The organism is Anaerococcus degeneri (assembly GCF_017874475.1).
GTDB classification, from domain to species: Bacteria; Bacillota; Clostridia; order Tissierellales; family Peptoniphilaceae; genus Anaerococcus; species Anaerococcus degeneri.
This window is the reverse complement of sequence record NZ_JAGGLO010000009.1, coordinates 1-12,697: the sequence shown is the minus strand read 5'-3', so window position 1 is coordinate 12,697 and position 12,697 is coordinate 1. Positions and strand designations below refer to the sequence as shown.

At 39.5% G+C, this 12,697-nt stretch carries 12 protein-coding genes; 10 read left to right on the top strand and 2 right to left on the bottom strand.

The annotated features are described in order from the left end of the window. Positions 1-17 precede the first annotated feature (17 nt). On the bottom strand, positions 18-908 hold the full coding sequence (locus J2Z38_RS08320) for a glycyl-radical enzyme activating protein (protein ID WP_209774725.1): 891 nt from the start codon (positions 906-908) through the stop codon (positions 18-20). A 121-nt stretch (positions 909-1,029) separates the two neighbouring features. Here J2Z38_RS08320 and J2Z38_RS08315 point away from each other — a divergent pair, with 121 nt between their 5' ends. From J2Z38_RS08315 to J2Z38_RS08270, 10 genes are all read left to right on the top strand, one after another. Continuing rightward, positions 1,030-2,022 (top strand): Gfo/Idh/MocA family protein, encoded by a 993-nt coding sequence (locus J2Z38_RS08315; protein ID WP_209774723.1) that lies wholly within the window; start codon positions 1,030-1,032, stop codon positions 2,020-2,022. 434 nt (positions 2,023-2,456) lie between these two features. Then, positions 2,457-3,461, top strand: a complete 1,005-nt coding sequence (locus J2Z38_RS08310) for a PTS sugar transporter subunit IIB (protein WP_209774721.1) — start codon at positions 2,457-2,459, stop codon at positions 3,459-3,461. 8 nt (positions 3,462-3,469) lie between these two features. After that, a complete protein-coding gene (locus J2Z38_RS08305; protein ID WP_209774720.1) occupies positions 3,470-4,285 on the top strand; it encodes a PTS mannose/fructose/sorbose transporter subunit IIC in 816 nt (271 codons plus the stop codon). A gap of 9 nt (positions 4,286-4,294) precedes the next feature. Beyond that, a complete protein-coding gene (locus J2Z38_RS08300) occupies positions 4,295-5,227 on the top strand; it encodes a PTS system mannose/fructose/sorbose family transporter subunit IID (protein WP_209774718.1) in 933 nt (310 codons plus the stop codon). A 1-nt stretch (position 5,228) separates the two neighbouring features. Further along, positions 5,229-5,585, top strand: a complete 357-nt coding sequence (locus tag J2Z38_RS08295) for a DUF956 family protein (protein WP_209774717.1) — start codon at positions 5,229-5,231, stop codon at positions 5,583-5,585. Between the two features lie 151 nt (positions 5,586-5,736). After that, a complete protein-coding gene (gene fusA / locus J2Z38_RS08290) occupies positions 5,737-7,797 on the top strand; it encodes an elongation factor G (RefSeq protein WP_209774715.1) in 2,061 nt (686 codons plus the stop codon). Positions 7,798-7,813: 16 nt separating this feature from the next. After that, positions 7,814-9,805 carry an alpha-amylase family glycosyl hydrolase gene (locus J2Z38_RS08285; RefSeq protein ID WP_209774713.1) on the top strand — a complete coding sequence of 664 codons (1,992 nt, stop codon included), beginning with the start codon at positions 7,814-7,816 and terminating at the stop codon, positions 9,803-9,805. Beyond that, positions 9,805-10,311 (top strand): SGNH/GDSL hydrolase family protein, encoded by a 507-nt coding sequence (locus J2Z38_RS08280; protein ID WP_209774712.1) that lies wholly within the window; start codon positions 9,805-9,807, stop codon positions 10,309-10,311. The genes J2Z38_RS08285 and J2Z38_RS08280 overlap by 1 nt, the downstream gene beginning before the upstream one ends. Next, positions 10,312-11,187, top strand: a complete 876-nt coding sequence (locus J2Z38_RS08275) for a mechanosensitive ion channel family protein (RefSeq protein ID WP_209774710.1) — start codon at positions 10,312-10,314, stop codon at positions 11,185-11,187. Next, the gene (locus J2Z38_RS08270) at positions 11,165-11,392 is read left to right on the top strand and encodes a DUF951 domain-containing protein (RefSeq protein WP_209774708.1); all 228 of its coding nucleotides are present in this window, start codon (positions 11,165-11,167) and stop codon (positions 11,390-11,392) included. The genes J2Z38_RS08275 and J2Z38_RS08270 overlap by 23 nt, the downstream gene beginning before the upstream one ends. A 156-nt stretch (positions 11,393-11,548) precedes the next feature. Here the strand turns inward: J2Z38_RS08270 and J2Z38_RS08265 are convergent, their stop codons facing one another. Next, complete coding sequence (locus J2Z38_RS08265; RefSeq protein WP_209774707.1) at positions 11,549-12,433, bottom strand: fructose bisphosphate aldolase; 885 nt, start codon at positions 12,431-12,433, stop codon at positions 11,549-11,551. Positions 12,434-12,697: the final 264 nt, after the last annotated feature.

Below are 12,697 nucleotides of genomic sequence, written 5' to 3'. Positions count from 1 at the left end.
GGGTGGTTTTTATTAGTTTATACCCAAGCCTTGATGCCAGATTCTTCAAGGATTTTCACCATATCGGTAAGGTCGTCGTCAACTAAGGCTTTTTTATCGTTGTAATCGTATTTTATCCCGTAATTTTCATACTTGCCCTTGCCAAATTGGTGGAAGGGAAGGAGTTGGACCTTTTCTATCCCTATATCATTAAAGAGTTTGGCAAATTCATAGGCATCTTCTTTTGAATAATTAAAATCAGGTATTACTGGTATCCTTATTAGGTAGTCCTTTGCGTTTTTGACCACTTCCCTTAGGTTTTCTAGGATAATCCTATTTAGGACCCCGGTTTTTATTTGGTGGACTTCTTCATTCCAATTTTTACAATCGGCTATGAAAAGGTCCAGATAAGGGTAAAGTTTGGAGACATTTTCTGGATTTGTAAAAAGAGTGGTTTCGATGGCTGTATGAAGACCCTGGGCCTTAAGCTTTTTTACTAATTCTACAAGTAAAGTGGCCTGCATAAGGGGCTCGCCACCGGAAATGGTCACGCCACCTTTCGAAGAATCGTAAAAGACCTTATCTTCCATGGCGATTTCTACCAATTTATCAAGGTCCATAGGGCGGCCGACCTGATCGTATTTCACGCTATTATCCTCAATGCCATTGGCCTTTAAGAGGTCAAAAAATATATCATCCTCGATTATGTATCCGTCTTGGTCAAAATTTAGGTCATCTTTTTTTACATCAATTTTTGTTCTGTTTGCGTCTTTTAAGAATATATTCACATAGGGATTTTGGCTTTCTGGATTAGAACACCACTTACACCTTAAGGGACAACCCTTAAGAAAGATTGAAGTTCTAATACCTGGCCCATCGTGAAGGGAAAATTTTTGTATATTAAAAATTAGAATTTTTTCGTTTTGCATTTACTTTCTCCTATATTTTCCAATATACTACTTTTATACAAAATTACAATGAGTTTCATACGAAATATTTAGAAATGGAAAAATTGGGTAAGAATATTATAGATATAAGAAAGGAAGTTTTATGAAATTAGGAATAATTGGGGCGGGGATGATCGCCCAGGAAGTATTGACTTTCATAAATGAAATAGAAGGCATTGCCCCAGTTGCCATTGCCGCCACTCCTAGGAGTGAGGATAAGCTAAGAGACTTGTCTAAAAAATATGAGATAAGCGATTATTACACAGATTATGAGGAACTTTTGGCAAATCCAGATGTGGAAGTGGTTTATGTGGCACTACCAAACAACCTCCACTACGAGGTTATGGACAAGGCCCTAGACGCTGGAAAGGATATCATCTGCGAAAAGCCTTTTACAGCCAATATCAACCAGGCCCTTAGGATTTTCAAAAAAGCGGAAAGTAAGGGAAGAATAGTCCTTGAAGCCATGAGTAACCGCTTCATTCCAAATGCTTTGAGGGTCAAAGAGGAAATTTTAAAACTTGGGAAAATTAAAATCGTATCTTTTAACTATTCCCAATATTCTTCAAGATATGACCGTTTCAAAAAAGGGGATATAGCCCCAGCCTTTTCACTAGAAAATGCAGGCGGTGCTCTTATGGACTTAAATGTCTACAATATCGACTACGTTATCAACCTATTTGGCAGGCAAAAGGACGTGAGATACTTCCCAAACATTGAAAAATCAATCGACACCTCTGGAATATGCCTCCTAGACTACGAGGACTTTAAGGTCGTTTGTATAGGGGCTAAAGATAGCTCTGCCAGCCTAATAAATACCATCCAAGGCGAAGAAGGCACAATAGAAATCCCAGATGCAATAAACAACTTCGGCTCATACAGAATCAAAAAAACTGGCGGAGACTACGAAGAAATCAACGAAAACCAAGATAAATCAAGACTCTACTACGAATTTGTAGAATTTGAAAAAATCTTAAGAACCAGGGACATGGCCAGGGTAGAAAAACTAAAAGAAATTACTTTAATCACATCCGAAACCTTAAACCAAGCTAGGATAGAAGCGGGAATCTTCTACCCAGCAGACAGGGAAAATTAAGAAAAACAAAACCAAGTACAAAAAATAATGGAAAACAAAGACATGACAAGGCTTGGTGAAAAAAATCACAAAAAAGTTTTCTGTTTTTTGTGCTAATGTGATATAATAAAAGTGCTGATTTGTTGGAAAAGCAAGATAAAATTGAAAGGATAATCCAAGAAAAAACTCGTTTAAAACTCAAAACAAAGCTTCAAAGAAAAAATTATTGTAATTATTAAATAAGAAAAGAAGCGAAAAGAAGTTTAAATCGAAAAAAGATAATATTATATTTTAAAAACAAAAAAATACAAAATCTTGGATTTTAAAAATAATTTTATATTGTATAAAAAAGACAAATCACAAAGACCACGGAATGCAAAAAAAAACGCAGGCATTCCGGGAACGCAAAAGAAAAATCTGGAGATTTTCCAGGAAAAAAAGAAAGGAGAGATGTTATGGTAGGAATCATCCTTGCAAGCCATGGGGCTTTTGCAGAGGGGATCAAGGAGTCTGCTCAAATGATTTTTGGCGAGCAAGATAAGTTTGAAGCAGTTGTTCTCAAGCCTTCCATGGGTCCAGATGAATTTAGGGCAAACCTAGAGGCGGCTATTAAAAAAGTCGATTCTGAACAAATCCTATTTTTATGTGACCTTTGGGGCGGCACACCTTTTAACCAATCTTCAGCTGTTTTTGACGGTCATGAAGAAAATTGGGCTATTGTCTCAGGTCTAAACCTTCCTATGGTAATCGAGGCTTTATCTGAAAGATTCACAGTGGATTCTTCTCACGAGATTGCTAAGGTTATTATAAACAGTGCCAAGGACGGCATTAAGGGAAAACCTGAAGAAATTAACCCAGCAGAGAAAAAGGCGGCAGCTGATGGGGCAGTAGATAGTGAAGTTGAGAAAAAGGTTGTTGGGGGAACTATCCCAGAAGGCACAGTTCTTGGCGATGGCAAGATTAAAATCGGTCTTGCCAGGATTGACACAAGACTCCTCCACGGCCAAGTTGCAACTACTTGGACAAAGACAGTTGGCCCTGACAGGATTATTGTTGTTTCCGACAAGGTTGCCCACGATGAGCTTAGAAAATCAATGATTATGGAGGCTGCTCCTCCAGGAGTTAAGGTTCACGTTATTCCAATTGCGAAGATGAATCAAATCGACAAGGACCCACGTTTTGGTTTAACCAAGGCTATGCTTTTATTTGAAACCCCACAAGATGTTCTTGAATACGTTGAAGGCGGTGGAGAACTTTCTGAAATAAACCTCGGTTCTATGGCCCACTCTAAGGGTAAGGTTGTTGTAACAAACGCCCTTGCTATGGGTACTGACGATGTGGAAACCCTTGAGAAATTAAAGGCTAAGGGCATCAAGTTTGATGTTAGAAAGGTGCCAGCTGACAAGGCTGAAAACCTAGATAGCCTTCTTCAAAAAGCGAAATCTGAATTAAATATATAGGAGAGATTATGAATTTTATTAATATAATTTTAATCGGCCTAGTAGCTTTCCTTGCAGGTTGTGAAGGTATTTTGGACCAATTCCAATTCCACCAACCAGTTGTTGCTTGTACCCTAATAGGTCTTGTGACAGGCCATCTTAAGGAAGGTATCATACTCGGCGGATCACTTCAAATGATTGCCCTTGGTTGGGCAAACGTAGGTGCGGCAGTAGCCCCAGATGCGGCTTTAGCTTCAGTAGCTTCAGCTATTATCATGGTTCTTGCCCTAGAAGGTGGAGATGCTAATGCGACAGATGCTATTAACACATCTATCACCCTTGCAATCCCACTATCAGTAGCAGGACTTTTCCTAACAATGTTTGCTAGGACCTTAGCTATTCCGATAGTTCACGGTATGGATGCTGCAGCAGAAGATGCTAACTTTGGCAAGATTGAAGGCCTATCATGGCTTGCAGTAGCTATGCAAGGTGTTCGTATCCTTGTTCCTGCCCTTGCTCTTTGCTTCATCCCACCAGCAGTTGTTACAGAAACCCTAAACAAGATGCCAGAATGGCTAACAGGCGGTATGGCAGTTGGCGGCGGCATGGTAGCAGCAGTAGGTTATGCTATGGTAATCAACATGATGAGTACAAAAGAGACCTGGCCATTCTTTGCCCTTGGTTTTGTACTCGCAGCTATTCCAAACCTAACCCTAATCGCGCTCGGTGCTATAGGCGTTATTCTTGCGATGGTTTATATGACCTTAAAGACCCTTGCTACATCTAATCCAGGCGGAAATGCCGGTTCTGGTGACCCACTTGGCGATATAATCAATGATTATTAAGGAGGACCTATGACAGATACAGTTAATAACAAAAAAATAGTTCTTTCAGATGCGACCCGTAAAAAAGTTTGGTGGCGTCACCAATTCCTTCAAGGTTCTTGGAACTACGAAAGAATGCAAAACGGTGGTTGGGCATTTTCTATGATCCCAGCTATCAAAGAATTATATCCAGCAAAAGAAGACCAAGTAGAAGCTCTTAAGAGACACTTAGAGTTCTATAATACCCACCCTTACGTTTCAAGCCCAGTTATGGGTGTGACCCTCGCTATGGAAGAGGAAAGAGCCAACGGCACACCAATTGACGATGCAGCTATCCAAGGTGTGAAGGTTGGTATGATGGGACCTCTAGCAGGTGTAGGGGATCCAGTATTCTGGTTTACCCTTAGACCAATCCTAGGTGCCCTTGGTGCATCTATGGCCCTTACAGGTTCAATTGTTGGTCCACTTATTTTCTTCATTGCATGGAATGCAATCAGGATGATCTTTGAGTGGAAGACCCAAGAAATGGGCTACAAGGCAGGAAACCAAATCACAAAAGACCTTTCAGGCGGACTTTTAGGTAGGATTACCCTTATGGCATCCATCCTTGGTATGTTCATAATCGGCGCCCTAGTTCAAAGATGGGTATCAATCAACTTTGCAATCGATGTTGCAAAAGTAACCCAACAGCCAGGATCTTACATTGATTGGGCAGCCCTACCAGCAGGTGCAGAAGGTATCCAAGCAGCTCTTAAACAATTTGCAGCCATAGGACCTACAGCCCTTGACCCAGTTAAGGTAACAACCCTGCAACAAAACTTAGACTCACTAATACCAGGCCTTGTACCATTACTACTAACCCTTGGTATTTGTAAGCTCTTAAAGAAAAACGTATCACCAATCACAATTATCCTTGCTCTTTTTGCTATAGGTATAGTTGCGAAATATTTCCACATTATGTAATATGGTAGAAAGTCAAAACACCAAGATCGACTACCAAACTAAGGCAAATTACTTGGGAGGTTTCACCAGTCACGGTGACCTCCTAGTAGGTAATAAGGCCCTAGAATATTACAACGAAAGAAATGTCAGAGATTTTATTCAAATTCCGTACACAGAAATTAAAATGGTAACTGCATCGGTAATTTTTAAGAAAAAGATTACCCGATTTGCTATCCACACCAAACAAAACGGGGACTTTATCTTTAATAGCCCTGACAACAAGGCTATCCTAAGGGCCCTTAACAAATATCTTCCAGATGACAAATTAAGAAGGTCTTTGACTGTGTGGGATTATTTGAAAAGGAAGTTCAAAAAATAAACTCCTGTTTCAGGGAGTTTTATTTTCCCAACAAGTGAAAACATTTTCTTGTAGGGGTAGAAATTTTATGAGAAATACTATATAATATTATTATAAATATAAAAATGGACAAATAATTAACAATAGATTTAGGTCCAGAAGGAGATATATTATGAAAAATTATAAGACATCTAAGCTCAGGAATTTAGCCTTAGTAGGGCATTCGGGTGCAGGTAAAACATCACTTACTGAAGCCCTTTTATTCAAGACCGGAGTTATAGATAAAAAAGGTAGGATAGAAAATGGCAATACAGTTTCTGACTACGAAAAACAAGAGAAGAAAAGACAAATTTCTCTTCAAACATCAATAATTCCAATAGAGTATAACGATTTTAAACTAAATTTCATAGATTCTCCAGGATTTTTTGACTTTGAAGGCGAAGCACTCCAGGCTCTAAGGGCTGCAGAAAGTGCACTTTTTGTAATAGACGGTGAAAAGGGAATCGAAGTTGGTACAGAAAAATATTGGAAATATACCCAAAAGATTAACCTCCCATCTGTTATCTTCGTTAATAAACTAGATAAGGAAAACGCTCACTTTAACAAGGTTGTTTCTGACCTTCACATCGAATTTGGCAAAAAAATCATCCCTCTAACTCTTATGCTTGGCGAAGGTGAAAACTTCGAAGGCATAATCGACGTTATGGATAAAAAAGCCTATTCTTATGAAAATAACGAAAAGAAAGAATTAGAAATTCCAGAAATCAGAGTGGCAGAAGTTGAAGAAGTTTATAACCAAGTTATAGAAGCCGTTGCCGAATCTGATGACGAATTAATGGAAAAATTCTTTGAAGGCGAAGAATTCTCTGAAGAAGAAATCAGAGAAGGTCTATCTAAAGCCATCCTTCAAGGTAAGGTTGTTCCACTAATCGCTGGTTCTACAGAAAAGATGATTGGTCTAACTTCACTTCTAGATGTGATTTGCAAATATATGCCATCTATAGATGACGAATCTGCAAATATAGGTTTTAGGGTTAAAGAAGGTTACGAAGCTTTCGAAACCAAGGAAGATGCACCATTCTCAGCTGTAGTTTTCAAAACTCTTGCAGACCCATTCCTTGGTAAGATTTCAATCTTCAAGGTAGTGAGCGGTTCCATTTCCAAAGACGATAAACTTTACAATGCAACTAAGGAATCTGAAGAAAAAATATCTTCACTATTCTTCCTCAGGGGCAATGAACAAATCAAGACAGACAAGGTTGTTGCGGGCGATATAGGTGCCTTTGCTAAGCTTGATAAGACTCAAACTGGCGATACACTTTGCTCTAAGGAAAACAAAATCGAATACAAACAGATTAAGTATCCAAAACCAGTTTTATTCTATGCAATCAAGGCAGTTAGCCGTGCGGACGAGGATAAGATTTCAGAAGCTTTACAAAAACTAAACGAAGAAGATCCAACCTTTGCAAACGAGATGAACAGAGAAACCAGCCAACAGGTATTATCAGGCCTTGGCAATGTTCAGCTTGAAGTTTTGATGGATAAATTAAAAGACAACTATTCTGTAAATACAGAAATTATTGAATATAAAATTCCTTACAGAGAAACAATCAAGGGCAAGTCAGATGTCCAAGGTAGGCATAAAAAGCAATCCGGTGGTGCAGGCCAATACGGTGACGTATTTATCAGGTTTGAACCAAGCGAAGAAGACTTTGTCTTTGATGAAGAAGTATTCGGCGGCGCTGTGCCAAAGAATTATTTCCCAGCAGTAGAAAAAGGTCTTGAAGAATCCCTAGCAGAAGGCCCACTAGCAGGCTACAAGGTTACAGGTATTAAGGCAACACTTTACGATGGTTCTTACCACCCAGTTGACTCAAACGAACAAGCCTTCAAAACAGCAGCAAGAATTGCCTTCAAGAAGGGTATTGAAGAAGCAGACCCAATCCTTCTAGAACCTGTTATGAGTCTAGAAATCAACGTTCCAGACGCAAACATGGGCGATGTTATGGGCGATATGAACAAAAGACGTGGTAGGATTTTAGGTATGGAACCACAAGCGGACGGTAGCCAAGTCATCAAGGCGGAAGCTCCACTTTCTGAAGTCCTAACCTACGCCATCGACCTTAGAAGCCAAACATCAGCTAGGGGAACATTCTCAATGGACTTTGTAAGATATGAAGAAGTTCCAAAAGAAATTACTCAAAAAGTTATAGAAAGCAAGAAAGAAGACTAAAAGTCAGGAGGCGGCAATGGCAAGATGGGAAATACTAGATATAGACCCTTACTTAAGTGACTATGAAAACGACATAAATCTAAGGATGGATAGGCTAGAAGAGCAAAAAAAGATTTTTTTAGCTGGTGGTAAATCACTTAAAGAATTTGCCAACGCTCACAATTACTACGGTTTCCACAAGGTTGAGGGAGGCTGGATTTATAGGGAATGGGCTCCAAATGCAGACGGGCTCTATCTTATAGGAGACTTTAACAATTGGGATAAGCATTCACATCCTCTAACAAAGATTAACGGAGGGGACTGGGAAATCTTTGTAAAAGGCATTAGGACCATCCCTCACAAGTCCCGCCTAAAAGTCCTAGTTGACGCGGGTGGAAGGATTATGGAGAGAATTCCAATCTATGCTAGAAGGGTAGAAAGGAATGAAGACTTTGACTATGCAGCAATATTGGAAAATTCACGCAAGGACTTTGAGTGGACCGACCAAGATTTCAAAATCCAAAACAAAGACCTTTTAATCTACGAAGCCCACATAGGCATGGCAGGTGAAGAAGGCAAGGTTTCATCCTACAAGGAATTTGAAAAACACGTCCTTCCAAGGATTAAAAAAGGCGGCTACAACACTGTCCAGCTCATGGCTATAGCTGAACACCCTTACTATGGATCTTTTGGTTACCAAGTGGCAAACTTTTTTGCCCCATCTTCTTGGTACGGGGAGACCAAAGACCTTAAAAGTTTGATAAATAAAGCCCACGAAATGGGCCTTAATGTAATAATGGACCTAGTCCATTCTCATTCAGTTAAAAATATAGCCGAAGGTATCAATGAATTTGACGGTACAGACTACCAATTTTTCCACGCAGGAAATGAAGGTAACCACCCAGATTGGGATTCCAAACTTTTTGACTACCACAAGGGCGGAGTTGTCCACTTCCTCTTATCAAATGTGAAATATTGGCTTGAAGAATTCCACTTTGACGGATTCAGGTTCGATGGGGTCACATCCATGATCTACAAGGACCACGGCCGTGGAGAAGTCTTCGACTCTTACGCAAAATACTTTTCTATGAATACAGACATAGATGCCTTAAATTATCTGCAAATGGCAAACGAGCTCATCAGAGAAGTTAAACCGGATGCTATCACCATAGCAGAGGATATGTCAGGTATGCCTGGCATGTGCCTACCTGTTAGTCAAGGCGGAATCGGCTTTGATTACAGGCTTGCCATGGGTATGCCAGATTTCTGGGAGAGAACCCTAAAGAGGGACGACCACGATTGGGACCTTTCTAATATGTGGTATGAACTTACAACCCACAGGCCAAGCGAAAAGAGAATTGGCTATGTAGAAAGCCACGACCAGGCCCTAGTTGGTTCAAAAACTACAATCTTCCAGCTTGCTGATGCTGAGATGTATGATTCTATGGCCATAGATATCCACAACTTTGAGATAGATCGTGCCATAGCCCTCCACAAGATGATTAGGTGGATAACCCTATCTATGGGAGCTGATGCCTACCTAAACTTTATGGGCAATGAATTTGGCCACCCTGAATGGATTGATTTTCCAAGGGAGGGCAATGGTTATTCTTACCACTATGCCCGCCGCCAATGGTCCCTAAGAGATGCAGATTATCTCAAATATAAGTTCTTGGCAGACTTTGACGAGGCAATGATAAATTTTGTCAAAGAAAATAACCAACTAGGCAACGATACCTACAGGCTCTGGCTAGATAACGACAGGAAAATTATTGCCTTTAGAAATAAGGACATAGTTTATCTTTTCAACTTCCACCCAACAAATTCCTATGAGTCCTTCCACCTTCCAATCCACGACATTGGAGAATTTAAGGTAGTTATGGATACAGACGAGACAAGGTTTGGTGGCTTTGAAAGGATTAGCCACGGCGTTGTCTACGATACAGAAAAACTTCCGGGCACAGACTACGACGGAATCAAAATTTATATTCCTTGTAGGACAGCCCTTGCCCTAAAAAAGGTAAAATAATGAAAATAATATGTTTGGGAGATTCCTTCACAGAAGGTTTTCTCGTCGAAAACAACTCATACACCCGCTTTCTTGCTAAGGCGGGTTTTGATGTTGTAAATCTTGGCAGAAATGGGTCCACTACTAAGGAAATGCTGGAAAGATATGAGGGCTACACCATGACTACAGATCCAGCAGATCTTTTGATAATTTTTGGGGGAACTAACGATTTTATGCTCGGACTTTCAGTTGATTTGGTTTTTAAAAACCTAAAAAGTATAGTAGACCTAGGTCAGGCAAGGAAAATCCTACTCATAAGCCCACCCTTCGTCGAAGAGAACGAATTTTACCCGGTTTATGGAGAGATAAATAGGAAAATCACAAGCCTTAAGGAAAAAATTAAGACCTTGGGAAAAGACTATATAGATGCCGAGGCAATTCCCGGCCACTACCTAGATGGAGTGCATTTAGGAGACGACTTTCACGAAAATCTTGCCGCAAAGATTATAGAAAAGATTGGAGAATAAATGGAAAACTTAGAAAGCCAAGTATTTGAAAACCTTGAAAAAAACCAGATGGTAAAAAGCCTTATGAAAAATGTCTTGATTTCAAGACTCATAACCATTGGCCTTGCCATATTAGCTGGCTTTATCCTAATAAGGATTGCCAGAAAGGCCTTGGATAAGTTTTTACACAAAAACCAGTCTTCCAGAATGGCAAATCCAGCCAAGATTGAGACAATAAGCAAGCTTTTGTATTCGATAATCAAGTTTGCCATTATTTTTATAGTAATAAATATCATCCTCGATTCTGTTGGAATCAACACATCTTCCCTAATCGCAACAGCTGGTATAGGTGGTATTGCCATCGCCTTTGGTTCCCAAACCATAATCCAAGACTTCATAATGGGCATTTTTATCGTGGTTGACGATAGGATTAGGGTCGGAGATTGGGTAATAGCAGCAGGTTGCGAGGGTACAGTTGAACAATTAAACCTAAGGACCACCCTCATCAGGGATTTCAACGGTTCCCTACACATTATTCCAAATTCAAAAATCGCCAACGTTCAAAACTTTAACAGGGGCAAGGCCCTAGCCCAGGTTACTTTCTCCCTTCCTTATGAGGTAAGCCTTGAGGAAGCCAAGGAAATTGTTCAAATCGTGGCAAGCAAACTCAAGAATGATCCTGACTTTAAGGGCAAGGTAGTCGAAGGTTTTGAATTCTTTGAAATTTCGTCTTTTGAGCCGATTGTCTACATCGTAAAGATGATTGCAACCACCAAGGACGGCTACCAATGGGCCTACCAAAGGGCGGCGCGTGTCCTAATTAAGGAAGAGATGGAAAAAAGAGAAATCAGGGCGAAAAAAGTGGAGATAGGAAATGAAAAAATACAAGTTAAATGACATAATCACCCTCAAAAAAGGCCATCCTTGCGGAGAAAACCTCTGGCAAATCGAAAGGCTAGGGGCAGACATCAAATTAAGGTGCTTGGGATGTGATAAAATTATTTGGATGAAAAGATTAGATTTTGATAAAAAAATCAGAAAAATAAAAAATAAGGAAGGCAAGATGGTTTCTATTGTAAACTACGAGCCTGAAGAAGATTAAGAAAAACAAAACTCCTAGCTGATAAAGACTCAGCTAGGAGTTTATTTTTTGCTAAATTAGAAATCTTTTATAAAATTCTGATTTTAATTTGTTCTAGAAATTCGAAATTTTCAGCAGATTCGCTTTAAAATTTATAGGTAAAAGCGAAAATGTATCTTAGATACTAGCCTGGTAAATTGCCTCAATAGACTTATCTAGCTTGTCGGTAAATTCCTCCTGGGTGTCATTCACATTTAGACCTTGGGCAAGGGCCCTTGAGAAAGATGCAATGACATTTTTGTTAGCCTTTAATTTCTCGTTGGCCTCATCCCTTGAATATCCGCCAGAAAGGGCTACAACCCTTACAGTTTGCGGATAATCCAAGAGGTCGTCATAGTGGTTGGCTTCTTCTGGAAGGGTAAGCTTAAAGATAAACCTATAATCATCAGGTATATCCTTGAGGGCCTCAACCATGTAAATATTAAGGATTTCCTCAATTTTTGCCTTATCTTGGGCGTGGATATCAACTTCAGGTTCGATAATTGGGACAAAACCAGCCCCGAAAATCCTCATGGCATAATCAAATTGTTGGTCAACCACATCCTTGATGCCCTCCTCGTTATATTCATATATAACAGAACGCATCTTAGTACCGAAGATATGCCTTTGTCTAGCATTTTCCAATAGCTCGTCAAGATGGGCCATAGGCTTCATAAGACGGACCCCGTTTAATTCCTCAGCCAAACCCTCGTCAACTTTAACAATAGGAACAACACCCTTATCTTCCCAAAGATAATCGGCAGTGTATTTATCGCCAATCTTAGAATTCATAGTAACCTTAAACAAAATCGCACCAAGAATCCTATCCCTATTAAAGGCAGGGTTAGTGATGATCCTCTTTCTCATCTCATGGACCAGGCCAAACATCTCCTCGTCATTCTTATAGGCATCTTCATTCACACCATAAAGCTTAAGAGCCTTAGGTGTAGACCCACCACTCTGGTCAAGGGCAGCTACAAAACCCTTATCATTTTGCATTCTTTTTAATTGTTCAGAATTCATAATCTCCTCCTAATATACCTATACCCAGGAAAACAAAAAAGCCATAAGATAATACAAAAAAATGCACCTATTATATACATACAATAGAAGGAAAATTGAAAGTAAATATCAAAGAATAAAAGAAAGAGAAAAATTTAAAAAAATATTTGACAAAGAACTTTTCAGGTGCTATAGTATTAAATGTCGGCAAGAGAGAAACTTGTTCAAAGTCAAAAAAATCATAAAAAAATGATAAAAAAACTTGACAAGCAAAAAAACGTGTGG